Below are 24,835 nucleotides of genomic sequence, written 5' to 3'. Positions count from 1 at the left end.
TCCCGTTGCGTGGCCTGCTTATTTGTTCTCCGTGGCAATATGAGGAAGCGGTGTGTTTCTCGTCTTCCTTCTGCCGTTCAGGGTCTGAAGAATCGGTTTCTCGATCATCTCGTAAATCACCAGACTGACGAGGCAGGCTGCCACGATGCTGACCACCGACACCAACAATACCGTTGTCGGATGCTCGAATCCGACGGTGCGTCTGGCCAGGTACGCCACAGCGCCGATCACGAAGATATGCGACAGATAAAGCGCGTAGGAAGCGTCGCCCAACTGCTCGAGAAGGCTCCAGTGCTTGAGTTTCGGCTCCAGAATGAGGCTGAGATGAAGCAGGCCCGCCGCCCACATTGCTTGTCCCGCGAAGCTGATCTGACCCAAGAGCGGCGTACCGTCATCGACGAATGAAAGCACCACGCCTGCAGCGGTCATTACGCCGAATATCCAGGCATGGCGTATGTCGGAAGTGAAATCACCGTCCAAATAGCGCCGCCCTATCCACATGCCGATTACGAATGCCACCGGAGAAGGGTTGAGATAGAACTGGATAACAGGGTTGGTGGGAGCCAGCCACAGCCCGGCTATCCACATCGCAATGAAAAAGACCGTCAGCACAAATACGCGCGAGGTCACGGACAGGAATGCGAACACCGCAAAAGCGATATAGAAAAATACCTCGTAATTGAGCGTCCAGCCGAGTGAGAGGATTGGACTGGCGCTATCCCGTCCAGGCGCTTCGTGAACAATGAAGAGGAGCGACTGGAGATAGTGGGGCCATGTAAAGACGGTCTTCTGGAAGAGACTTGGCGCGAGCGCCGCCAGAACCGCGGCGAGGCTGGTGAAAAGCCAGTAAAGGGGGATGATCCGGATTGCTCGGCGTTTCAGGAAGGTGGCAGCGGAAAACGGACCATCTCCCGTAATATGGACCATTATGAAACCGCTGATGACAAAGAACAGAACGACGCCCAGGCGGCCCGCCGTCACAATAATCAGATTGTCCACGCCAATCTGATAGGAAAAGGCGTGTGCGAACAGAACCAGCAAGGCGGCGCAGGCGCGAAGATACTGAATCGAATAGAATTTCTTCACCTTGATCTCCTGCGCTTTGCCGGCGCCTGATGCCATTGTGCCGTCCACAGGCAGCGCGTCGGGCGCCGTGCAAAGCATCGCCATCAATACGACCGGCCAATTAAGTGTGGGTTACCGAGTTCACGAAATAGCGTAAATCCGGCTGCCGATGCATGTCGCGCAAGTGCATTGCGTGCATTCGTTCCCACGCGGCGCACTTTGGTGAGATTTCAATGAGCGGTGTCCGGCTTTTCGGCAAAGCTGACATGTGGCGGCCCATGCCCGGCATCGCCACTGTTAAGATCGGGTTATCCATATTCCTTTACGTTCGTGCAGGAAAATGTACCCGGGGTGCGTTCGTCCCCTGCCATCTCAATCGCAAGCCGCAACGCTGGTCAGATAATCGTGAGTGTCACCCCCACAGAGCAACAGTTCGTGACCGCGCAGGCCAGCCGCCAAGACGCCCTCACACTCCTGTTCTTTCTCCTCGCGGCCTTCGCTTTCCTGCTCCGCTCGACCATCTCTCCGCAGTTGATGAATATGGTGATGTCCTATTCGACGGAGGGGGGGTCGTTTCCCGAAAAGCTGCATATCGGGACCTATGCGATCTTTCTGCTGCTTGTCGTCATCGCCACGACCCGGCCAATTCGGCTCGAAGGCGATGAAGTCAGGCTGTTCAAGGCGACATTGTTATATTCGCTGCTGCTGTTGTGGCTGGTGCCTTATCTCTTCGTGATAGGCCGTGCCGGCTCGGCCGGCTTCATAATCGATTCCTATCTGGTCTCTTGTGCCGCGGCGATGATCATGCTTGCCCTGGGTGACCATGTGCGCAGGGCGCTTGGCAATGTCATCGTCGGCATGATCGTCCTCAGCGCCATCATCGGAACGATCGAGGCCGTCACCCAGCATCGATTCCTGCCCTATCCCCTCGTTGAGCTGGACTTTCGGCCGATCGGACTGTCGGCCCATCCGCTGGCGCTGGGCGCGCTTTGCACCACCGCCATAGGTTTCGTTGCATTGACGCGGTGGCGTATCTGGGTGTGCGCGCTTTGCATCTTCATTCTCTTCATCGGCACGGCCGCTTCGGGCGCGCGCACCGCCCTGCTGCTCGCTTGCGGCGAGATCCTGTTCCTGCTCGTGTTCCTGCCTTGGCCGGACTTGTCACCCAGACATCAACGCCAGGCCAAACTCCTGGTGCTGATGCTGACGCTGGCCGGTGGCGCCATAATGATTGCGATACTCTTTTCGGCGGGGCTGCTGAACCGCTTCAGCAACACGCTCTTTGATCAAAATTACGACGCGCGCGTCAAGATCTACGATGTATTCAAGTTTGTTGAATGGAGGGACATCCTGCTTGGCATGAATCCCAACGAGTTGTTGAAGATCGTCAACGAAAAGCTCAACCTCCCCTTCATCGAAAGCACGCCGGTCGTTCTTACGCTTTTGTTCGGCCTGCCGATCGCCCTGCTCTTCGCCTTTGCTTTCTTCCGGTTCCTTTTCAAGCTCCTGCGCAATACGCCTCGGGCCGCCCATATCGCAGCGGCCGCGTCCATTCTCGCGGCATTGTCAAACAATGCCCTTTCTTCGAAGGCGCCGGATATCATGCTGCTCGTCATCTTGTTGCTCGCTTATCGAAAGCCGGATGGGCGCCAAACCGGCACGCCCCTTCAAGGCCAACCAGCATCAACAGCGACATGACGCCAAGCCCGCTCCTTGCGGGTGCCCTCGCGACGACCTCTTGTATTTCCATTTGAAACGCCTGCACGCTTTGCCAGGCTACGACGGGCGTGGCAGAATACCGACCAAGGGTGGATAGATCGCTGTTCCGGAACGCGCCTGACACGCCTGGAAAATGAAATGTTAACGATGTTTCCGTAAAGCAGGCTGTGCGTATTGAATATTAAAGGGTTAGCATGATGTCCGCCGCTTCCGGTCCTCCTCCAGCCGCGGCCGCCGCCGGCATTAGCCCCTATGAACGGATCGAAAATGCGCGGCGCGCCAGCAGGCCACAGCCGCAACAAACCGCGCCGATCATGGCACATGCGGCGGCACCCGCTGTAACGTCGGCCCCTGTAACGTCGGCCCCTGTGTCGCCTGCACCCGTGGCGCCGCCTGTAGCCGAGACCGTCACGACGGTGACGCTCAACAAGATCGGAACCTTTCTCGAACTCGATTTCGGGCGTCTGTTTGTCTGGCTGCGCGCCGGCCTCGCTCTGGTATGCCTGCTGGCAATAGCCGGCGGGATCATCGGCGGTGCCTACGCTCTGCTGAGCAAGCAGCGCTACACCGTGACCACGGACATCCTCATCAATCCCGCCAATCTTCAGGTTGTTCCGAATGATCTTTACCCGCAATCGGCCCAGGTCGATGGACAGCTGCTCAGCGCGCGCAGCAAAGAGCGCATCTTGACCTCGGGCAGCGTGCTTTCACGTGTTGTAGACGATCTTGACCTGGCCAGTGACCCGGAGTTCTTCGACGCGGACCGAAGCCGCACAGGGACGGACGGCGCCAAACCCGACCCAAAGCTTACCGCCCTGAAGAACCTGGCGGAACGGGTTAGCAGCATCGCGGATGAAAAGTCGTTTGTCACGACCTTGATGGTATCGGCGGAAACCCCCGCTAAGGCGATCCTGATTTCGCAGGATATCGTCAAGACTTTCCAGGAAGAGCTGGCCAGCGCCGAGGCTTCCGGCGCCAGCCGTGCCGCGGCCGCGCTGGACGGGCGGCTGGGCCAGCTCAAGAGCGATGTGCAGGCGGCCGAAGAGAAGGTCGAGGCCTATAGGCGCAGCCACAATCTGGCCACCAGCAATGGGCAGCTTGTTTCCTCGCAAACCATGACCCAGCTCAACGGCCAGATCGTGGAGACGCAATCGCGCGTCATCGCCGCGCAGGCAAGTTACGACGCCCTGCTTGCCGCCGGCGCAAACGGCACCAATTCCGGTCCCGCCACGTCGGAGGCGCTTGTGGCGCTGCGCGCAACGGCCAACGGCCTGCGCCAGCAGATCGATTCGCAGTCGATGACCTTTGGCCCCCGTCATCCGTCGATCGTCAGGCTTAAGACGGAGTACAACACGGTCAGCGCGCAACTCAGCGCCGAATACGCGCGCACCCTGCGCTTGGCGAAGGTCAATCTCGATGCCGCCAAAACCTCGTCGGCCTCCCTCAATGCCAAGATGAATGACTTGAAGGGCAACGTGTTCTCGGATAGCGATTCCGAGGTCGCCTTGCGTGAGCTTGAACGTGACGCCGCGTCGAAGACGGCTATCTATGAGAGCTTCCTGTCGCGGGCACGCCAGATAACCGAGCGCGAACAGATCGACAGCACCAATGTGCAGGTGATTTCCACCGCAGTGCCGCCAAAGGGCCGTTCATGGCCCCCGCGCACCGTCGTGATGATCGGCCTGGGGGCCATTGGCGGCATGATCCTCGGCATGTTGCTCGCCATTACCCTGGGTATCGTGCGCGACATGCGGCTTCCGCCGAACCGCCCGGATGTCATTGCCAGCCGCGCCTGAAATGGCGAAGCGGATTGTCTTTCACATTGCCAGCCTCAGGGGCGGCGGCGCCGAGCGTGTGTTCGTCCTGATAGCGAACGAGCTGGCATCGCGCGGCCACAACGTCACGCTTTTTACCTGGAACGCGCAGGGGCCCAATGCCGCCCTGCTTTCGCCTGCCGTGCATCTGGTCGATTTCGGCCTCCCCATTCGCGGCGAGGGTTATGGCAAGTGGGCGACATTGAAAGGCATCGTGCGAAGCGCGGGCCTGCTTGGCCGCCTTTCTCCCGACGCGATCTACAGCGCCCCGGAATTCGCCAATCTGGTCGTGGCGCTGGCGCTTTCCCTCGCGCGAAGCAGGGCGCGGTTCTTCCCGAGTTTCCACGCCGCCGCCTCATTGCCTTCCGGCAGCCTTGGCGCGAAAATGGCGGTCTGGCTTTCGGCCCTGGTTGCGGCCCGCGCCACCAGGGCCATCGCGGTTTCTGAGGGTGTCGGCGGCGATCTTGTGGCCCGAGGCTTCCCGAAATCCAAGGTCGTGGTCATCAACAACCCGCTGCCGCCGGCTGCGGCATCCCAGCAACGCTCCTACGCCTGGCAGGCAGAGCTCGCGGCGATGGGCGACGGCCCCGTCATCATCACCGCCGGACGCCTGGTGCCGGTTAAGGATCATTGGACGTTGCTGCGGGCCTTCGCTGTGCTGCGCGCCGGCCGCCGGGCCCGGCTTGTCATCTTCGGCGAGGGTCCGCTGGCCGACGAGCTGCGCGCCTATGCCGAAGAATCCGGTATCGGCGCAGACGTTCTGTTTGCGGGCTATGTCAATGATCCGGCGGCCTGCTACGCCGTAGCTGACTTGTTCGTCCTATCATCGACCAGCGAGGGCTTCGGCAATGTTCTGGTCGAGGCCATGGCAGCGGGGATTCCGGTGGTCTCCACGGACGCGCCGCACGGCCCGCGCGAAATACTTGATGACGGCCGCTTCGGCGCCCTGGTGCCGGTCGGCGATGCCGCGGCCCTGGCAGTGGCGATGGCCGGAATGCTCGACCAGCCGACAACCGCCGCGATCCTGAAAAGCAGGGCGGCGGATTTCGAAATTGAAAAGATCGGAGACCGGTACGAGGCGTTGCTCTGAATTAGCGCATGGATCGGCTTGCGGCGGCACAGGAATCCGCCATTGATGGGACAGGACGCCGCCAACATAGGCCGGTTACTCCCAATCCAATCATGATCTTTAACATCAATTTACCCGGAGTTGGTAACAACAGGGAACCCGCGTTTTATCCTCAGGATAGGGATTTTCCTTGCCGCAGCATCACAGCCTTCCTGCCGGCCGTGCAAACGATCGCAATTGGCCGCGATTGCACCGCTTCATGCGGGTTGAGCTGGAACTCGCGCCTGACGTCCTGGTGCCGCGAGCCGAAACGGAACTGCTTGGCCGGACGGCCGCGGCCATTCTTGGCGAACAGGCGCACGAAACGATCCCGATCGACATGTGCTGCGGCAGCGGCAATCTTGCCGTGGGCATCGTCAGCGAATGTCCTCGGGCTCGGGCATGGGCGGCGGACCTGACCGACAGCACGGTTTCGCTTGCCCGCCGCAATGTTGTGCGCCTCGCCCTGCAGGACAGGATCAAGGTCCGGCAAGGCGACCTATTTGCCGCGATCGAGGGTGACGGCCTCCACGGCGCTGCCGACATGGTTTTGTGCAACCCGCCCTATATTTCGTCGTCCCGTCTCGATAGCGAAAGCGCGCATCTGTTGGAGAACGAACCTCGGGAAGCTTTCGACGGCGGCCCTTACGGTATTTCGATCCTCCAAAGGCTGGTCCGGGATGCCGCAGCTTTCCTCAAGCCAGGCGGATGGCTGCTGTTTGAGTTCGGCGAAGGTCAAGATCGGCAGATAGCAACCCTTTTATCGAGAACGAAATCCTACGAAACCCCAACCTTTGCCGTGACGGCCGACGGCCAGCCCCGTGTCGCCATGGCGCGCAAACATGGTGGCCGGGTTCCCGGAACCGGGAGCCCGGCGTGAGCGTCGTCCGCGCCCTCGATCAGGCCGACCTTGCGGCCGTCGCGGGCATGTTTCAACGCATGCTGCGCAAGAAGCGGGGGCCAGCGCCGGCCTCCCTCGTCGATTACATGAGGCGGTTTTATCTGGACGCACCCGACTGGGGCAGCGGGCTCCGTTCGCTTGTCCATGTCAATGACGCCGGCCAGGTTTCCGGGTTCGTCGGCGTTCATGCGCTGCCAATGAAATTCAACGGCCGGCAGCTCTACGCTGCCATCTGCAGCTCGCTGATGGTCGAGGATCACGAGACCGATCCGATGGCCGGTGCCCGCCTGTTGAAGGCCTTCCTCGATGGTCCGCAGGACATCTCCTTCAGCGAAACCGCCAATGATACGTCCGTGAAACTGTGGACGCGGCTTCGCGGCGTTGTGCTGCCGCAATACAGCCTTGACTGGGTTCGCGTGATGCGGCCGGCGACCTTCATGCTCAGCCTTTTTGCCAATCACATGAAGCTTGCCTGGATGTTCAACCCGCTCGCCCGGATCGTCGACCGGCTCTACCTTCGCAAAATGAAGGGCAGTCAACGACGCTGGACCGGCGTCGTCGCCAACGCATCGAGCCGGGGGGCATTTCGGGCCTCCGAGATCGACAGCGGCAGCTTTGCGGGGCTGCTGGAGCCGCTTTGCGCCCAATTTCCGCTACGTCCGCAGTGGGCGGAAGGTCAGCTCAACCATATTCTGGGCGATGCGGCGCAAAAGCCGGATTTCGGAGAGCTTGTCTACGTGTCGGTGGCATCGCCGAACGGCGCCAATGTCGGCGCTTTCGCCTATTACGCGCGACCGGACGGGATCGGCCGCGTGCTGCAGGTCCTCGCTCTTCCCGGCCAGGCCGGGCCGGTGATCGATTGCCTGGTCGAGCATGCCGCCCGGCGCGGTGTCTCCGGCTTGCGCGGCCGCGTCCAGCCCGCGCTTCTGGACGCCATGCTTGTAAGACGCATAGCCTTCATACCGGTCGCCTCGACCGTCGTGCATTCACGCGATCCCGAGCTTCTCGATGCCATGAAGAACGCGCAGGTCTTTCTGAACGGGCTTGCGGGCGAGCAGTGGAGCCAGTTGATCGGCGGCCGCTTCACCTGAAGCGTTCCGCCTACAGCAATTCCAGGAAAGGGTGCGCGGCTTTCCGTCCGGAATTGCGTAAAGACAAGAGCTTAGTATTTCTTTCATGCATGTCGTATCGCAAGACCGGATCACTTTTGCTCGATATGCATAGGTCAGGAGCCGACTTCGTCCACGCCGTCAACGAGCTGCGGGCGCAGGTGCAGATAGCGCGTTGCCTTTCGCTTGGCGGCGATGTCGGCCCAGACGCGTTCGATCTGTGAGGCGGTCAATCCCGCCGCTTGCCCTACCACCTCGGCGGACACGCCGTTGTTGAGGCCGTAGAGACACAGATCCATCCGATCGTAAGGCAGGGAGAAGTAGAATTCTTCCTGCGTCTGCGCCAGCGAGTAGGTGTCGGTGGTCGGCGGCCGGTTGCGGACCTCTTCCGGAATGCCGAGATAGGCGGCTAGCGCATAGACCTGCGTCTTGTAGAGATGCGCGATCGGCTTGACGTCGGCGGCGCCGTCGCCGTTCTTGACGAAGAACCCCTGATCGTATTCCAGCCGGTTCGGTGTGCCGAGCACGGCGAAGTTCAGCCGGTCGGCATGATAATATTCGATCTGCTTGCGGGTGCGCTGCTTCATGTTGGTGGCGGCAACGATGCCGAGATAGACCGTCACCGGCATCCGCAGTTTCGTCTGCTTGCCTTGCGGGTCCTGCACCACCAGCGAGGAGATGTTGTAGCCCTCGCCTTCGAGCACGTTCGCGATCACGATCTTTGAGGCCCAGCCCTTGCCATAGTCCGGGACCATTTCGCGGATGAAGGCGTCGCGGCGTTCATAGCAGCCCATTGCCCGCAGGGTCGGCCCGATATCCTCCACAACGGCCTCGACGCCGAAAGTGTCGGCGACCAGATGGCCGAGTCGCAGGCTTTCGGGGTCGGAATCGCTTTCCGGCATGAGCACGCACAGCACATTCTGGTGGCCGACGGCACGCGCGGCCAATGCAGCCGAAACGCTGGAATCTATACCGCCCGAAAGACCGAGCACGAGGCCGCGCTTGCGAATGCCGCGCAACTGCTCGCGCAGGGCCGCCACGATCCTGTCCGTTTCGGCGGCGGGATCGATGACCAGGGCTTGCGTGAAGGCCGGCGCATCCTGGGTTGAGCCGATGTTCATTGCTCGGCCTCCATCATCTCAGCCGCGAGCCGGCGGCTGACCTTGCCCGACTCCGTCTTCGGTAATTCGCTGCGGAACTCTATGATTTTGGGGACCATGAAATCCTCCAGGTGCCGCGCGCAGTGACGAATGATGTCCTTTCCGCCAAGCGCCGGATCGGACCGCACGACGAGCGCGCCAATCGCATGCCCCAGCACCGGATCCGGCACGCCGACGACCACCGCTTCCGCGATACCTGGATGGGCGTGGAGCACTGCCTCCACTTCCTTGGGGGCGACCTTCTCGCCACGCGTCTTGATGATATCGTCCTTACGCCCGACAAAATAGAGAAAGCCGTCCTCGTCGGTCTGGAACAGGTCGCCCGTATAGAGCACCTTTTCCCAAGGGTTAGGCCCCGGCCGGAGCGCTCGTTCCGTCGCGGCCTGGTTGCGCCAATAGCCCTGCATGACGTGCGGACCGCGGATAACGAGCTCACCTGCCACGCCCGCCGGCACGCGTTGTCCAAGGTCGTCGACGACAAAGGCTTCCGTGTTGGGGATGGCTATGCCGACCGACCCTGGCCGGCGGTCAAGTTCCTCGGGTGGCAAATAGGTGCAGCGCTTGCATTCGGTCAGCCCATACATCGAATAGATCCGGACGCCGGGCAGCAGCGAGCGCAGGCGTTCTATGTGGGCTGGCGGCAAGGCGGCCGCGGTGTTGGAAATATAGCGGAGGCTGGGCAGGAAACCCGGCGCCAGATCACGCATCTGCAGGATCATCGCCGCCATGGTAGGCACCAGCGGAAGGCCGGTGACGCCCTCTTTGCGGATGCGTTCGAAGATCTCGTGCGGGAAGGCGAAGGACTTCTCGAGCACCAGCGTGGCCCCGAGCCTGACTGCCATCAGCAACTGATAGAGGCCATAGTCGAAGGCAAGCGGGAGGACGTTCAGGATGATGTCGTCCGGCGCGTTGCGCAGATAGGTGGCGATCGACCCCGCGGCAGCGTCGCAATTGCGATGCGTCATCATCACACCCTTGGGCCGGCCGGTCGAACCTGACGTGTAGATCAGCATCGCAAGGTCGACGTCGATGCCGCGATGGTTCACCTCCGCGCCATCGAACGTCAGGCAGTCAGTCAGGGACGCGGCCCCTGCCGGGCATTGCCCATCGGCCCCAGGGGTGGAAGCCACGAAGATGCCGGTCTTGCCTTGCGATGCGCAGGCTTCGGTGACCACGGGCACCAGCTTCGCCTGCGTCAGGACCGCCCTGGCGTCGCAATCGGCGATGACGTAACCGAGCTTGTCGGCCTTTGTGGAGGGGTTGATCGGACTGAAGGTCGCACCTGCCTTGAGTGCGGCAAAGATCGATACGGCGGCCTCCCAGCAATTGTCCATGAAGATCAGAACGCGGTCGTCGCGCCTGATCCCATTCATGAAGAGAGCGGTGGCCAGCCGGCTCGAAAGGTCGTCGAGTTCTTCGTAGCTCAGCCTTTTGCCCCTGGTGACCAATGCCGTCTTGGCCGGGTGGGCAGCAGCCTTCGCCACCAGAAAATGCTCGATCCGCACGGGACGTTCCTCGCCGTTGGCGCTTACGCTGCCAGCGTTTGTGCTCTCGCCTCGATGAAGGACGAGATGCGGTCAAGCGAGTCCAGGTTGGTCGGAACGATGTCGGCATCCACCATCGCGATGCCGAAATTGTCCTCGATGAAGGCCACCAGCTCAAGCACCGCAGTCGAGTCGATAATGTCGTTCTCGATCAGCGAGGCTGAATCCGACAGTTTGTAGGAGGTGTCGCCGAACAGGAAGTTGTCGACGATAAAGCTTCTGACCCTGTCCTTGATTGCCGTCATCGTGTCTTTCCTTTTCCTCGCCGTCTCAGGCCGCTCTTGCCGCGCCGACCGCTTGGCCGGCGAAATTCTTCTGCCACAGCTGCGTCGACAGAATGCCGACGAAGGCGGCGTTGTCGCGAAATCCGGTCGCGGTCTCCATGCGGCATTTCTCGTGGAGCTTGGCCACCGCCTTGGCGTTGAACAGGCCGCCGGCGGTAATGCTCGCCTCGCCCAGGCAGTCACGAACATAGTCTAGTTCCTCCGCCCCGACGAAGGAGCGGGCCTCCGGGGCGCGGTAAGGTTGCTTGGTGCGTTTACCGATCGCCGCCGGAAGGTGGTGCCTGGCCACCTTGCGCAATATGTGCTTCTCCATCAAGCCTTTCAGTTTCATCTCCGGCGGAAGTCTTGCCGCGAACTCTACCACGCGATGATCCAGGAAAGGAAACCGCCCTTCGATGCCGTGCGCCATGGCCATCCGATCGCCTTGGCTGGAGAGGATGTAGCCGGGCAGGAGGAAGCGGGTTTCGAGATATTGCGCCTGATGCAGCGGATGCCATAGGGAAAACGCCTCGGGTAGGCGGCTGGTCAGCTCTTCAGCTGCGTCATAACCCTTCAACGTCGCGCGCAGGTCGCCGGAAAAGAAGATTTTCGCCGCCGCCGTGGTCTTGAAGCGTGGCCGATGCGAGAACAGCGGATCGTCGAGGGCAGCGTTGCTGGTGCCGAAGAAGGCAGCCAGATACTCCACCGATTGCTGTTGCAGGCCCGGCAGATACGGGTAAAGCCGGCGGAACAGCTGCGGCCTCATGCGCGATGTGGGCTGCCGCCCGCAGAACCGGCGGACACGCGCCTCCTTGAAGACGTCGTAACCGGCGAAGACCTCGTCGGCGCCTTCACCCGTCAGCACCACCTTCAGGCCGGCCTGGCGAACCAGGGCGGACAATTTGTAGAGTGGCGCTGGCGCCGTGCGGATGATCGGCCGCTCGGTAAAGCGGATGACCTCAGGAAAGACGCTGGCGATATCGCGGGCGCCGCATTCTATGGCGTGGTGGCGCGTGCCGAGCGCCGAGGCCATTTCGGTCTGAAAGGCGCTTTCGTCATGCTCGGCGCTGTCGAAGGTTACGGAAAATGTCTCCAGTCTCCGAGGAGTCATGCCGGCGGCAAGCGCCGAAACAAGCGACGAATCGAGCCCTCCGGAAAGATAGGAACCGACCGGCACGTCGGCCCGCATGCGAAGCCTCACCGCATCGGTCAGAAGGGCTTGCAATTCCTCTGCCGCGTGGTCCTCGTTCGTGATCTTCGACGGCTCATCACGATGCGGATAGTCCAGGTGCCAGTACCGTTTGACCGTGACCTGCCCCTGCGTCGCGATCATCACACTTGCCGGTTCCAACTCGTGGATATTGCGGAACGCCGTGCGCGGAGCGATCGGCGCCCACAGCGTAAAGATCTGATCCAGCGCAACCGGATCAATTTCAGCGGAGACGCCCGGGACCTTCAGCAGGGCTTTGATCTCCGAGGCAAAGTAAAGCACCCCGTCCTTGCTTGTGTAGAACAGCGGCCGGACACCCATGCGGTCTCGTGCAAGCACCATTCGTCGCTGCCGATTGTCCCATATCGCCAAGGCGAAATCACCGTTCAGGAGAGACAAGCAGTCTTCGCCCATCTCCTCATAGAGCTGAAGGATGACCTCTGTGTCGCTCGACGTCCGAAAGTGCCGGCCCTTGGCGATCAGCCCTTCGCGCAGTTCTATGTAGTTGAAAATCTCGCCGTTGAACGCAATCGTCAAATTGCCGGCCTCGTCGGACATCGGTTGCTGGCCATCGCCGATGCCGATCACCGACAGCCGCGCATGCCCGAGCCCGGCATCGGGTGCTACGAATTTCCCTTGCTCATCCGGCCCACGATGGGCAATTGCGGCTACCATGTGCGTGAGCAAAGCTTCCGCATCCCGGATTGACCCGAAATAACCCCCGAATCCACACATCCCTTGAACTCATATTGAACGCTAAGGTACGGAACATAACCTCGATAGTGGCATCTGGGGTTAATCCGATAATTTCACCGAGCATGTGGTTAACAAGAAGTTTGCCACGATGTGGTCTTCGTGGCTAGGACGCGATGGCTCTCCATCACCTCGCGCTTGCGGCCGTAATAGCCGGAACGATAGCCCAGGCGCTCCGACGTGGCGAACCGCCTGGATACAAACGGACCGCGCGCAACGTGCTGGCGATCTTAAGGCAAATTCAACCGCAGGCTGCCGGGCTGACTATTATTGCGGTAGGTTTTTCAACGGTTGCAATGGCTTAGCGTTTTCCGACACGCCCTAGGCGCGAACGGACCAGAGCGTTTCCAAAAAAGTGTGACACGGTTTTCTCTGCAGAAGCGCGCGGCGCTTCTCAAGCAATTTGCCTCGAAATCAAGAGATGACGGGGGTTTCAACGTGTCTGTAGAACGGTTGATCGCTCTAGGCCTTTTGTCCGGGTTGGCATGGCCTGACACGGGCGGCTAAGGCTGGAAATGTGATTGCACGTCTTCGCTGCCGGGGGGCTGGCCGGAGGACGAGGAGGATGGCGCTGAATTTCGAATATATTGCCGGCCATCCGGCGCTGCACCGTCATGTCGAGGCGCAGTCGAAGGCGTTGCTGCATATCTATGAAACGAGCCCACGCCTGGCCGCCGTGTTCGCCACGCAACAGCGCTGGTTGCTGGCTCACACCGGCCTAGCCCTGCATTTCGCCCGCGACCCGCGCGATCCCCGCACGGAACTGACACTGGCCCGCTTCATCGATGCCGTGCTTCACTATTCCGTCGCTAGCCGCAACACGGCCGAAGCCTTCATCAAGGAGATGCTATACTATCACATCATCGAATACCTGCCGCACACCGGTGATGGACGAGCCCATCCCTTTCAGGTGACGGCAGCGACGCTGAAGGAATTCGACGGCTGGGTGGTTGCGCATCTGCGCACGCTCGACGGTCTCGACAGCGGCAGCCGCCTCGCCGCCTTTCTCGAGCAGCACGGCATGATTTCCAGGCTGCAGCCGCTGGTGGCGGAAGGCCTGCTCTCCTCCAACCCAGTGCGTGAGCCCAAGCAGACGTTTTCGCTGTTCATCTGGCTCAACAATGGCGGCATCGTCATGGATTGGCTGATGTCCGGCATCGATCCCGACAATGCCGCCCTCGACCGGATCCCGACCAGCGTGGTTTCGATCGGCGAATTCGCCAGTTGGCTAAAACTCTCGCGCACCCATCTTGCGCGCAAATTGCGCGACGCCGAAAAGCTCGGCAGCGTCGGCTGGCTGGGCCGGCGCGGGCATTCGGTGATGTGGGTGTCCAACAGCTTCTACCAGGAATACATGACCGTGCAGGCCGCCAAGCTTGCCGTCATCGATGCCGCGTTCGAGGCCTGCCGACCGGCGTCGCCGCACGCTGGCTGAACGTTCGGCGCAGACGCTGTTGCGCAGCCGATCGTGCCGACCGCGAGGACCCGTCCGGGCGCATGGCCGAGGTGGCCTTTCCGCCGTCGGGATACGGACATCTGGACAGCGGGGGCGAAGCCTGAAAGCGGAACGATCCGCGCGAGCGGCAGCGATCCGCCCGACGGGTTCGGGTGGATCAACTGGTCAAAAGCCGGGCGCAGCATCTCAATCGATGTCGAATGACACGCCCTGCGCCAGCGGCAGCGCCTTGGAATAGTTCACCGTGTTGGTGGCGCGGCGCATATAGGCCTTCCAGGCATCGGAGCCGCTCTCGCGCCCGCCGCCGGTTTCCTTCTCGCCGCCGAAGGCGCCGCCGATCTCGGCGCCCGACGTGCCGATGTTGACGTTGGCGATGCCGCAATCCGAACCATCGACGCCGAGGAAGCGCTCGGATTCCTGCAGGTCGCGGGTGAAGATCGACGACGACAGTCCGGCGCCGACCGCATTGTGCTCGTCGAGCACGGCATCGAAATCGGAATATTTCATCACGTAGAGGATCGGCGCGAAGGTTTCTTCGGTGACAGGAGCCACCTGCTTCGGCATTTCGACCAGCGCCGGATGCACGTAATAGGCATCGGGATGGCCATTCTCGACCCGCGAACCGCCGGTCAGCTTGCCGCCGTGAGCGGTGGCTTCCTTGAGCGCCTTCTGCATGGCGTCGAAGGCCGCCTTGTCGATCAGCGGCCCGACGAGCGAAGACGTCTCCAGCGGATTGCCGACCGAGACGCTCTCATAGGCCTTCTTCAGCCGCGGCAGCAGCGCGTCATAGACGCTGTCATGCACGAACAGGCGCCGCAGCGTCGTGCAGCGCTGGCCGGCGGTGCCCATGGCGCCAAAGGCGATGGCGCGCAGCGCCATGTCGAGATCGGCGGTCGGGCAGACGATGCCGGCATTGTTGCCGCCGAGTTCGAGCACGGCGCGGGCAAAGCGCTTGGCCAGACGCGGGCCGACATCCCGGCCCATGCGGGTCGAGCCGGTGGCCGAAACCAGCGCCACCTTCGGGTGGTCGACCAGGATCTCGCCGACGGAGCGGTCGCCAATCAGCACCGGTGCCAGGCCCTGCGGCGCATCTGCGCCGAAGCGCTTGACCGCGCCGGCAAAAATCGCCTCGCAGGCGAGCGCCGTCAGCGGCGTCTTTTCCGAGGGCTTCCACACCACGGCGTCGCCGCAGACCAGCGCGAGCGCCGCGTTCCACGACCACACCGCGACCGGGAAGTTGAAGGCCGAAATGACGCCGACGACGCCGAGCGGATGCCAGGTCTCCATCATGCGATGTCCCGGACGCTCGGTGGCGATGGTCAGACCGTAGAGCTGGCGGGAAAGGCCGACGGCGAAATCGCAGATGTCGATCATTTCCTGGACTTCGCCGAGGCCTTCCGACGGGATCTTGCCAACCTCGATCGACACCAGCCGGCCAAGCTCGGTTTTGTGCGCGCGCAACTCCTCGCCGAGCAGCCGCACCAGTTCGCCGCGCCGGGGACCCGGCACCATCCGCCAGGCCTGGAACGCCGTGTGCGCGGCATCGATGGTCTTGGCCGCATCGGCCGGCGAAATCGTCTTCAGCGCCGCGATCTGTTCACCCGTCACCGGACTGCGCACGACGAGGTCGCCGCCGGTCAGCGCGTCCTTGGCCACACCCAGTTTCGCCAGAAGTTCGGCCGTTTCCTTCGCTATCGTCATTTTTGTCCCTTTCAGATCCGCTCGCCATCATAGGGCGGCGGTCGAGCCTTGGCGCCATTATCGCCCGCATGCCGCAAGCGCTGTCATGGCGTGCCATTACTCGTTTCAGGGGAAAATCGCCACCCCGGCATGGTCCAAGCCGAGATTGCACGATTGAGCCAGAGGAGGAACAGGCTTAGTGCGCTGTCTTCGCCGGCGCCTTCACGGCTCCGTCTCGCATCAGCCGGTCGATATGCATGCGGATATGGGCGGCTTCCGCTGCCGTGTTGGCCAACGCAATGGCGCGATCGAAGGCGACACGCGCCTCTTCGCCACGGCCGAGCTGCATCAACAGACCGCCCTTGAGGCCGAAGAAGTGGAAATAGCCGGACAGCCTCTCGCCAAGCGGCTCGATCATGGCAAGGGCAGCTTCCGGCCCGCGCACCTTGGCGACCGCAACCGCGCGGTTCAGCGTCACCACCGGCGAAGGTTGCATCGCCTCCAGCAGGCTGTAGAGCAGGTCGATCTCTGTCCAGTCGGTCTCCTCGGGGGTTGCCGCCCGCGCATGAAGGGCGGCGATCGCCGCCTGCACCTGGTAGGGTCCGGGCTTCTGGTGGCGCAGGGCCTTGTCGACCAGCGCCAGGCCTTCGTCGATCATCTTGCGGCTCCACAGCGAGCGGTCCTGGTCGTCGAGCAGCACGATCTCGCCGTTCTCGTCGAAGCGGGCCGGCGCGCGCGCATGCTGCAGCAAAAGCAATGCCGTCAGACCCATGATCTCCGGCTCGGTCTGGAACAGCCGCAGCAACAGGCGCGCCAGCCGGATCGCTTCCTCGCAAAGCGGCGCACGCGCCGGCGCCTCGCCGCTGTTGGTGGAATAACCTTCGTTGAAGATCAGATAGACCATGGCGGCAACGGCGGCGAGCCGCTCCGAGCGCTCGACCGCGCCGGGCGTCTCGAACGGCACGCCGGCATCGGCAATGCGCGCCTTGGCGCGCGTGATACGCTGTTCCATGGCGCTTTCGCCGACCAGGAACGCACGCGCGATCTGCTTGACGGTGAGACCGGAGACGATGCGCAGCGCCACCGCGATCTGCTGCGTAGGCGGCAGATCCGGATGGCAGCAGATGAACAAGAGCCGCAATATGTCGTCGCGGTAGTGCGCGCCGTCCAGCCGTTCGGCGATATCGCTCTCGGCATCTTCCAAGTCCGAGATCTGGTCCTCTTCCGGCATCGGCGCCTGCTTGGCGCGCTTGCGCACCGCGTCGATGCCGGTGTTGCGGCCGACAAAGATCAGCCAGGCCGCAGGATCGCGCGGCGGCCCGTTCTGCGGCCAGTTCTTGAGTGCCCTCAGGCACGCGTCCTGGAAAGCTTCCTCCGCCGTATCGAGATTGCGGAAATAGCGCAGCAGCGCACCCATAGCCTGCGGGCGGGCAGCGCTGATCGCCGAGCTTATCCAGGCGAGGTCTGTCATGTGGCTACTCTGGTTGGGTTGAAGACGGAAACCGGTCGGATCTCATAGGATCCGCCGCTGGGATTGACCTCGGAAAGCTCGCGCGCGAAGTCGACGGCTTCGTCGAGATCGGCGCATTCCAGCGTGTAGAAGCCGAGGAACTGTTCCTTGGTCTCGGCAAACGGGCCGTCGATGACGACCGATTCGCCCTTGACCTTGCGCAGCGTCGTCGCGGCGGTGGTGGGCAAAAGCCGCGCCACCGGCCCAAGCCGGCCGGCTTGAGCGTATTTTTCCTGCACATGCATGAGCTTTGCCATGACCTCGTCATCCTGTGCCTTGCTCCAGGAGGAGACGACATCTTCGGAGGCATAGCAGAGGATAGCGTAGAGCATGGGACGTCCTTTTCTGTCTCAAAGGACGAAACAGTAGGGCCTATGCCGACATGGCGTCGACAAAAAAGTTACGCCATTTTTGTCAGCCTTCGCTTGCCTTCAACCATCTCAGCACAAGAGCCTCTTCATCATCGAGACCGTCTATCGATCGCTTGCGCTTGTTGGCCTCGGTCATTTCGCTAAGCAGCCGCCCTTCCACCCAGGCTTCGAAAACCTGTGGATGGATGTAGCATTTGCGGCAGACGGCGCGTGTGTTGCCGAGCCGCTCGGCCACCTTGTCGATGACGGCGTTCATTACACGCTTGGTCTGCGCCTGGCTTTCGGGAAGATCCGTCCGCGCAAACAGCGACGCGGCATGGATGGTACCGCCCCAGGTGCGGAAATGCTTGGAGCTGAAATTGGCGCCGATCGCGTCGCGGATATAGCGGTTGACATCGTCGGAACGCACCCCATGCCTCTCGCCGTCCTCGTCGAGATATTGGAACAGTTGCTGCCCCGGAATATCCTGCGCGCCGCGCACGACCCGGGCGATGCGGCGGTCGACCAGCTTCAATTTCCATTCCTTGCCGGACTTGCCCTTGAAGGCAAAGCGCAGGCTAGATCCCTTGATGTCGACGTGGCGGTCGCGCAGCGTCGTCAGCCCAAAGCTCTTGTTGTCACGGGCATAGGCGGCATTGCCGACCCGGATCATCGTGTTGTCGAGCAGCCAGACAATTGCCGCCACGACGCGCTCGGCCGGCAGGCCGCGGCGGCGCAGATCGGCATCGATCCGGCGGCGCAACTCCGGCAGGCTTTCGGCAAAGGCGACAAGGCTGGAGTATTTGGCGCCGTCGCGCTCGGCGGCCCACAGCGGATGGTAGCGGTACTGTTTGCGCCCGCGCTGGTCGCGGCCGGTCGCCTGGATGTGGCCGGCGGGATCGGGCGAGATCCACACATCCGTCCATGCCGGCGGAATGGCCAGCGCCTTGATGCGGGCAATGGCTGCCGCGCCGACGGCCTGTCCTTTCGCGCCCTTGTAGGAAAAGCCTTCGCCCGCCTTCAGGCGCCGGATCCCCGGCTCGCTGTCGCTGATATAGGTGAGCGAGGCCTGTTCGGCAGCGGTCTGCGCGCCGTTCTTCGGCGCCCCATCGTCCCCCTGTCCGGCCGCCGACCGGCCGGATGGCGTCCCAGATTTGTCCAGCATGCCCGCTCCACGAGATTTTTCTCGTAGATAAGCGCCAGGCCGACTGCTGGTTCCACCGCGTTGCTATGGAATGTGGTCGGGTCCACCAATGGTGGCACCAGCCGGCACGGCCATCCAGAGGCCGCCATCGTCGACGTGAGGCGGATGGTAGTCGCGCCCGGGCGGAATCTGTTCGAACACGGCCCCTGCCTCATCGGCAAGGTAGTCATAGCCCACATCCTGCAGGAGCCCCTTTGGATCCAGGTGGTGGTAGAGATTGCGGCGGGCGATCCGCCGCTTCGGCTCCATCATCTTTAAATGATAGAGGTTGAGCCCGCTGTTGCGGGCCTTGAAACCAAGATCGGGAGGATACCAGAGCCCGTGCAGGTCCTCTGGTCGGTACTTCGCCGGATCGTAGGCTCTGAACAGACGATACTGGAACTTTTCGGCCCACAGCCCGTCGACCCGGTACTCGGTCGGCGAATACAATTCGCGGAGCCGGAACCCCCAAGCCATGCGCCTGTAATCCCCCGTCAGCTGTCCGATCCGCTCCGCGGTACCGCGTTCCAGCCGCTCATCGGGATCAATAGCCAGGATCCAGTCGGCGGCAGCTTCATGCGCTGCGTCGAGTAAGATCCGCCGCCGCTGCGGCTCGCTGCTGAACACGCCGGTCGCCCCGCGATCGTCATAGGCAATCCAGCCGTCAACGACCGGATCGATATTGGTGATCAGATCGGCAACCAGATGCGCGTCATAACGATAGCTGAAAACTGCGACCGTTCTCTGGCGCGTCCAGAACAGTCGGCTCCGTCGCCAGCGTCGAGGCTTGATTTGGCTCGTTATCATTTTCTTGTTGCCGCTTTCACGCGATTTCGCACGCCAATATAGACACCCACGGATTTGACCAGCAGGGCAAGCCAGACAATTGGCATCGACATCATCGCGAAAGTTCGATCCCGCTCGGAAAGCCCGATCTTCGCCAGCTTGCGGGCATTCCGCCGATCGCGAAACGTGTCGCGAAAACACCGAAACGGAGTGTTCAGGGCGAACGCTGCGAGGTAATCGCCGCGGCGACAGCCGCGCCTGTACTGATCGGCAAGCAATCTGGACAGCCGGGTTTCGTTGCGATGAACGGTTTGTACCTTAGGCTCCCAGACCGGCTGCAGTTCCTGCGGCAGGCGCCCCAGGAATTCGGTGTCTTCGGCAGCAGGCATGGTTTCATCGAACAAGCCATATTCATCGAACAGCCGCCGATCGAACGACACGCCGTAACGCAGCGCACGATCCGACGGCAGACCGGGAAGCCGTCGCATGAACATGATCAGATGAGCCGCACAGGCGATCAGATTGCGCGGATGGCTATTCACCATCGCGCTCGCCACGGCGCGGTCGCCAGCCAGATGCCGCTGCATCCGTGCCTCGGCCCAGCCCGAACAGGCGAGGCAATCATCGGCAAGAAAGGCAACGAAAGGCGCTTTGGTGGCCGCAATGCCGAGATTGCGGGCTGCGCCTACAAACAGCCTTCGACCGACCTCGATCACTGGCACCTTGACCCCGGCGCCGGTCAGCAGCGCCATGACCTCGCCTCCGCCCGAGTTGACCACCATGATCTCGAGCGGCTCATCCTGATCCAGCAGGGATGTCACCGCCTCGACGATTTGAGCCGGCGCGCGATAGCCGATGACAATGACGGCAAGCTGCGGCGGGGCTGATTCAGGCACGTTGCAACTGGACGCGCGGAGAGGAAAACCAGCGCCGCAGCGCCAGCTTCAGCTGGTAGCGCCTGCAGCGCCAGGTGTTCGACCGCACCTTCGGCGCCGCCGCCGCGATCCTCAGGAACCGCGCCGCCGTCTCCAGATCACCGCGCGCATAGTGAACCCGGGCGATCTTGAGGGCGACCAGCCCCTCCCTGGTCTTTAGCGACGACAGTGGGATGCCACAGTCAGTCAGCTCGCGCAGCGCCAGCCGCCAGTCGAGAAAGCGGCGCACCGGCCTGGTGATGAAGCGATCATCAGAACGCACTGCCGAAACGTGGTAGATCATGACGGGATGCACGATCAGGGCAAGCGACGCCCTGCCCATCAGCCTGGACCAGAACAGCGTGTCCTCGTCATAGGCAAGCCCGGTCGGGAAGCGCGTGTCGCCGACGACCCGCCGGGAAACCAGCGCACTGCCCACGGCGATCGAGCGAATGTGACCTTCCAGATAGGCCGAGGCATTGGCTATACCGTCTTCTATGTAGCCGGCTGGAAGCTTGAGGTTCCGGTTCTCGCCATCGGTGCGCCGACGGTAGGCGCCGATCACCATGTCGGCGGCCGGTTGCTCCCCCGCCCGGACCAGCATCGACCGCAGCCCGCCCTCCAGATGCAAGTCGTCGGCGTCGATCAGGTAGATCCAGGAGCATTGCGCCTGCGCCAGCGCCACATTGCGGGAGCCGCCCGCGTCCCGGCAGCTGCTCTTGAGCACGCGCAACGACAACGAGAATTGCGTGGCGGCATTCAGCGCGGCTTCTGCCGTCCCGTCCGAGGAGGAATCGTCGACCAGCAGCACCTCGCCGATAACCTCGGCTTCGGAACGAAGCGAGGCCAGCGTGGCCGCAATGGTTGCCGCCGCATTGTGCGCCGGGATGATGACACTGATTGCCGTCAATACCGAACTCCGCATCAGCATGCCTGCCGACCGATCCTCCCCGAAGTTTCGACCGAGCATAGCGGGCATGGCCGTTGTTGAGAAGCTGTGCTTCGAGGCTGTCAGGCCTTCTCGAGCGCGACCGGGATGACGTCGACGGCCTGGTCGCCGACCTGGCCGCCGGTGGTTTTCAGCACGCCGACGATCGGAGCCACGTCGGAATAGTCGCGGCCATAGCCAACGGTGATGTGGTCGTTGCTGGCCCGCATGCCATTGGTCGGGTCGAATTCCTGCCAGCCGGCATCGCGCCCACACCACACCTTGACCCAGGCATGCATGGCATCGGCGCCTTCGAGCCGCGGCTTCCCTTTCGGTGGAATGGTGCGCAGGAAGCCGCTGACATAACCCGCAGGAATACCTAGACCGCGCAGGCCGGCGATCATGATGTGGGAGAAGTCCTGGCACACGCCCCGCTTCAAACGGAAGGCATCGCTGGCCCCGGTACGCACCGTGGTCGCTTCCCCGTCATAGGTGAAGTCGCGGTGGATGCGGTTGCACAGATCGATGGCCATGCCGACCGTCGAGCCGCCGGCGCTGTCGCGAGCATAGGCGGTGATCGCCGCATCGATGCCGGCATGATCGCTGGCGGCGAGAAAGTGATGCGGTGCATCCGGCGCCAGTGACCGTACGGCGCCGAGTTCTTCCCGCAGGCGCTGCAGATCGGGCGACACGTCGAGCCCAGGCTCCGGCCGTGACACCGACACGCGCGCGCTCATTCTGATGTCGAGCCCGTCATGGACGTCGCGAAAGGCGATCGCGGTGACATTGTTGCCGAAGAAATCGGCAAAATCCGTGCGCTCCGATGGGGTCGGCACAAACGAAAGCGAGGCCGCGATCACGCGCTGCACGCCGGCAATGGTCGGCGGCAATACACGCACCTGATGCCGGCTGCCGCCGGCCGCGGCGTCATAATCGTAGCTGAGATGAAGCCTGATATCGTACAGCATGTTAACCGAAATACGCTTTAGCCAGGCTGCTGTAGAGGTTGCCGATCTCAGTTGCGAGATCGTCCAGCACCTCCGCCGACATCTCCGATGGCTCCATGACGGCAATTGCCGTGTTGAGCTGCAGGATTTCCTTGGCCGCGACCGACATATGCCCCTCCGGCCCAACCGATGGCAACAGGCCGATCTCCGCCTTCAGCCGTTCGAGCTGGAACAGGATCGAGCGCGGGTTGAGTGGGTCGAGCGCCAAGAGGTCGATCACCGTGCGCCGTCCGGCCCGCACCGGATATTGCCGGCGGTGGGTCATGACGCTGTCACCGATCTCCAGCATCATGTCGAGCGAGCCGTCCGGCGCACCGGACCTTGTCAGTCGGGCTAGCGTACGGGCGATCTGGATGCCGCGCTCGATCCGCCGGCCGATCTCGAGGAAACGCCAGCCGGTGAAACGGTACATATTCTCGTGCAACAGGCCGGAAAAGCCGGCCAACTTGCGCAGCATGACCGTCATCGCCCGTGTCGCGTCGTCACCCGGCGCCACCGTGGTGGCGAACTGATGAATGGTCTTCGACAGGTCCTTCAGCGCCAGCCAGCCATCGGGTGAAAAGCGGTCGCGGATCTGTCCGGCGCTGTAGACGGCGCTGTCCAGCGTGCCGATCAATCCGGGCGGAATGGCCGCTTCGAGATCGATGCCGAAGGGTTCGAGATAGTCCCTTATATCGGCGAGCAGCAGCATGTCAGGATCGGACGTCTCGGCCAGCCGCACATGATAGGCGCGCAGGATACGCACCGTATCTTCCGAACGCTCGATATAGCGGCCGAGCCAGGTCAGGTTTTCCGCCGCGCGGCTGGGCAGGCTGCCCGGCATGGTGCGGACGAAGCTGTCATGCTCCTGCGGCAGCAGCGTCTCGCGCTCGACCGACCGGTCGCTGACCACCCAGACGTCGGCCGCCTGGCCGCCGCGCTGCATGGCGATGGCCGTCGGGTCGAGCGATAGGCCGACACGGGCGAAACCGCCCGGCATTACCGTCCAGCCATCGGGCGTGCGCGCCAGATAAACGCGCAGGCTTGCCGGTCGCGGTTCCAGCCAGCCGCCGACATAGACCGGCGTCGTTGACAGCGTCACCGCTTCCTGGCCGACGAAACCGCTGCCATCGCTCTCGATGCGCGCGATCAGCGCGATGCGTTCCTCCGGCGTCAGTGCCGAACCGAGCCTGGTCTGGCCGTCATCCTCGAAGGCCAGCCGCGTCGACAGCGCCGGACCGATCACCATGCGATCGATATTGGCAAGCACATGGGCCCGTTCGGTTGCTTGCCCGCACCACCAGGTGGCGACGCTTGGCAACAGAAGTTCTTCGCCGCGCAATGCGCGCGAAATCTTCGGCAGGAAAGCGAGCAGCGCCCGGGTTTCCATCAAGCCCGAACCCAGCGCATTGACCGTCGAAACCGTGCCGCGGCGGATCGCCTCGACCAGCCCCGGGGTGCCGATATGCGAGTCTGGCCGCAGTTCCAGCGGATCGGCGAAGGCGGCATCGAGCCGCCGCCACAGCACGCTGATCGGCATCAGCCCCGAAACCGTGCGCACCATCAGCTTGCCGCCGGCGACGGTCAGATCCTCGCCCTCGAGCAGCATGATGCCGAGATAGCGGGCGATATAGGCGTGCTCATAATAGGTCTCGTTGAGCGGCCCCGGCGTCAGAATGGCGACGCGGCCGTCATTCTCCTTCGCCATGCCGATCAGAGCATCGCGAAAGCGACGGAAGAAACCGGCCAGGCGATGCACATGCATCTCGCCATAGATGTCGGACAAAGCCCGCGTCGTGGCGACGCGGTTTTCCAGCGCAAAGCCGGCGCCCGACGGTGCCTGCGTGCGGTCGCCCAGCACCCACCAGCTTCCATCCGGTCCACGGCCGAGCTCGAAGGCGCAAAAATGCAGGAAATGACCGCTGGCCGGCATGGTGCCGACGACGGGGCGCAAATATTCGGGGCTCGCCGCAATCAGGCCTGCCGGCAGGATTCCCTTCTCGATCAGCCGGTTCGGCCCGTAAATATCAGCGACTATCTCCTCGAAAAGCTCGGCGCGCTGGACGAGACCGGCGCTGATCCCGGCCCATTCCTTGTCTTCGATCAGCAGCGGGATATGCGCCAGTGGCCATTCGCGCTCGTTGGCGCCGGCCTTGTCGTAGACGCGATAATAAACGCCGGCGTCGCGCAGATACTGGTCGGCGCGGGCAAAGCGCTGGCCCAGCTTTTCGGGACCCAGCTCCTCCAGCGCCTCGATGAAGGGCGCCCAGGCCGGACGCGGATGGCCCGAAGCATCGACCATCTCGTCGACGACGCCGTCAATCGGCTGGTAGTGCTCCAGCAGACTGTGCCTCAGCGGCTTGCCGCGGACCTTTTTCTGATTCCCCTTTGCCATC

The 24,835-nt window shown here is 62.6% G+C and carries 20 protein-coding genes; 6 read left to right on the top strand and 14 right to left on the bottom strand.

Features of this window, described 5'->3' with window-relative positions:
• Positions 1–18 precede the first annotated feature (18 nt).
• Positions 19–1,122, bottom strand: a complete 1,104-nt coding sequence (locus NKI64_RS05995) for an acyltransferase family protein (protein ID WP_196815211.1) — start codon at positions 1,120–1,122, stop codon at positions 19–21.
• Between the two features lie 378 nt (positions 1,123–1,500).
• On the opposite strand from NKI64_RS05995, the gene NKI64_RS05990 reads away from it, so the two are divergent.
• The 5 genes from NKI64_RS05990 (at position 1,501) to NKI64_RS05970 (ending at position 7,698) form a co-directional block, all read left to right on the top strand.
• Entirely contained in the window at positions 1,501–2,763 is a 1,263-nt protein-coding gene (locus tag NKI64_RS05990; RefSeq protein ID WP_023754981.1) for a VpsF family polysaccharide biosynthesis protein, read from the top strand.
• 218 nt (positions 2,764–2,981) lie between these two features.
• Entirely contained in the window at positions 2,982–4,580 is a 1,599-nt protein-coding gene (locus NKI64_RS05985) for a GumC family protein (RefSeq protein ID WP_352666992.1), read from the top strand.
• A complete protein-coding gene (locus tag NKI64_RS05980) occupies positions 4,558–5,688 on the top strand; it encodes a glycosyltransferase (RefSeq protein ID WP_352666989.1) in 1,131 nt (376 codons plus the stop codon). Before NKI64_RS05985 ends, NKI64_RS05980 begins: the two co-directional genes overlap by 23 nt.
• Before the next feature lie 169 nt (positions 5,689–5,857).
• Entirely contained in the window at positions 5,858–6,586 is a 729-nt protein-coding gene (locus tag NKI64_RS05975) for a N5-glutamine methyltransferase family protein (RefSeq protein ID WP_502901366.1), read from the top strand.
• Complete coding sequence (locus NKI64_RS05970) at positions 6,583–7,698, top strand: hypothetical protein (RefSeq protein WP_023671790.1); 1,116 nt, start codon at positions 6,583–6,585, stop codon at positions 7,696–7,698. Before NKI64_RS05975 ends, NKI64_RS05970 begins: the two co-directional genes overlap by 4 nt.
• 134 nt (positions 7,699–7,832) lie before the next feature.
• On the opposite strand, the gene nadE is transcribed toward NKI64_RS05970, so the two are convergent.
• The 4 genes from nadE to asnB are packed head-to-tail and all read right to left on the bottom strand — an operon-like array spanning position 7,833 to position 12,628.
• Positions 7,833–8,837 (bottom strand): NAD(+) synthase, encoded by a 1,005-nt coding sequence (gene nadE, locus NKI64_RS05965; protein WP_023696871.1) that lies wholly within the window; start codon positions 8,835–8,837, stop codon positions 7,833–7,835.
• Entirely contained in the window at positions 8,834–10,381 is a 1,548-nt protein-coding gene (locus NKI64_RS05960) for a class I adenylate-forming enzyme family protein (protein ID WP_023686310.1), read from the bottom strand. Before NKI64_RS05960 ends, nadE begins: the two co-directional genes overlap by 4 nt.
• A 23-nt stretch (positions 10,382–10,404) precedes the next feature.
• Positions 10,405–10,665: an acyl carrier protein gene (locus tag NKI64_RS05955; protein WP_023686311.1), complete on the bottom strand. Its 261-nt coding sequence runs from the start codon at positions 10,663–10,665 to the stop codon at positions 10,405–10,407.
• 25 nt (positions 10,666–10,690) lie between these two features.
• Entirely contained in the window at positions 10,691–12,628 is a 1,938-nt protein-coding gene (gene asnB / locus NKI64_RS05950) for an asparagine synthase (glutamine-hydrolyzing) (protein WP_352499094.1), read from the bottom strand.
• Between the two features lie 583 nt (positions 12,629–13,211).
• On the opposite strand from asnB, the gene NKI64_RS05945 reads away from it, so the two are divergent.
• The gene (locus NKI64_RS05945; RefSeq protein ID WP_023828185.1) at positions 13,212–14,081 is read left to right on the top strand and encodes a hypothetical protein; all 870 of its coding nucleotides are present in this window, start codon (positions 13,212–13,214) and stop codon (positions 14,079–14,081) included.
• Positions 14,082–14,288: 207 nt separating this feature from the next.
• On the opposite strand, the gene amaB is transcribed toward NKI64_RS05945, so the two are convergent.
• From amaB to NKI64_RS05900, 9 genes are all read right to left on the bottom strand, one after another.
• Positions 14,289–15,803, bottom strand: coding sequence for an L-piperidine-6-carboxylate dehydrogenase (gene amaB / locus NKI64_RS05940; protein ID WP_023671784.1), 1,515 nt, complete (start codon positions 15,801–15,803; stop codon positions 14,289–14,291).
• A 175-nt stretch (positions 15,804–15,978) separates the two neighbouring features.
• Positions 15,979–17,253, bottom strand: a complete 1,275-nt coding sequence (locus NKI64_RS05935; RefSeq protein ID WP_023707663.1) for an RNA polymerase sigma factor — start codon at positions 17,251–17,253, stop codon at positions 15,979–15,981.
• Entirely contained in the window at positions 17,250–17,624 is a 375-nt protein-coding gene (locus NKI64_RS05930; protein WP_023671781.1) for a YciI family protein, read from the bottom strand. Before NKI64_RS05930 ends, NKI64_RS05935 begins: the two co-directional genes overlap by 4 nt.
• Positions 17,625–17,706: 82 nt before the next feature.
• Entirely contained in the window at positions 17,707–18,807 is a 1,101-nt protein-coding gene (locus NKI64_RS05925; protein WP_023699740.1) for a DNA topoisomerase IB, read from the bottom strand.
• Positions 18,808–18,870: 63 nt separating this feature from the next.
• Positions 18,871–19,632 carry a hypothetical protein gene (locus NKI64_RS05920; protein ID WP_023686315.1) on the bottom strand — a complete coding sequence of 254 codons (762 nt, stop codon included), beginning with the start codon at positions 19,630–19,632 and terminating at the stop codon, positions 18,871–18,873.
• On the bottom strand, positions 19,629–20,507 hold the full coding sequence (locus tag NKI64_RS05915) for a glycosyltransferase family 2 protein (RefSeq protein WP_023707661.1): 879 nt from the start codon (positions 20,505–20,507) through the stop codon (positions 19,629–19,631). The genes NKI64_RS05920 and NKI64_RS05915 overlap by 4 nt, the downstream gene beginning before the upstream one ends.
• The gene (locus tag NKI64_RS05910; protein WP_352666978.1) at positions 20,500–21,435 is read right to left on the bottom strand and encodes a glycosyltransferase family 2 protein; all 936 of its coding nucleotides are present in this window, start codon (positions 21,433–21,435) and stop codon (positions 20,500–20,502) included. The genes NKI64_RS05915 and NKI64_RS05910 overlap by 8 nt, the downstream gene beginning before the upstream one ends.
• 101 nt (positions 21,436–21,536) lie before the next feature.
• Entirely contained in the window at positions 21,537–22,421 is an 885-nt protein-coding gene (locus NKI64_RS05905) for a transglutaminase family protein (protein WP_023683456.1), read from the bottom strand.
• Between the two features lies 1 nt (position 22,422).
• Positions 22,423–24,834: a circularly permuted type 2 ATP-grasp protein gene (locus NKI64_RS05900; protein ID WP_023696879.1), complete on the bottom strand. Its 2,412-nt coding sequence runs from the start codon at positions 24,832–24,834 to the stop codon at positions 22,423–22,425.
• Between the last annotated feature and the right edge of the window lies 1 nt (position 24,835).

This window comes from Mesorhizobium sp. M0478 (genome assembly GCF_040321305.1).
Classification (GTDB): domain Bacteria; phylum Pseudomonadota; class Alphaproteobacteria; order Rhizobiales; family Rhizobiaceae; genus Mesorhizobium.
This window is presented reverse-complemented; position numbering and strand designations above follow the sequence as displayed.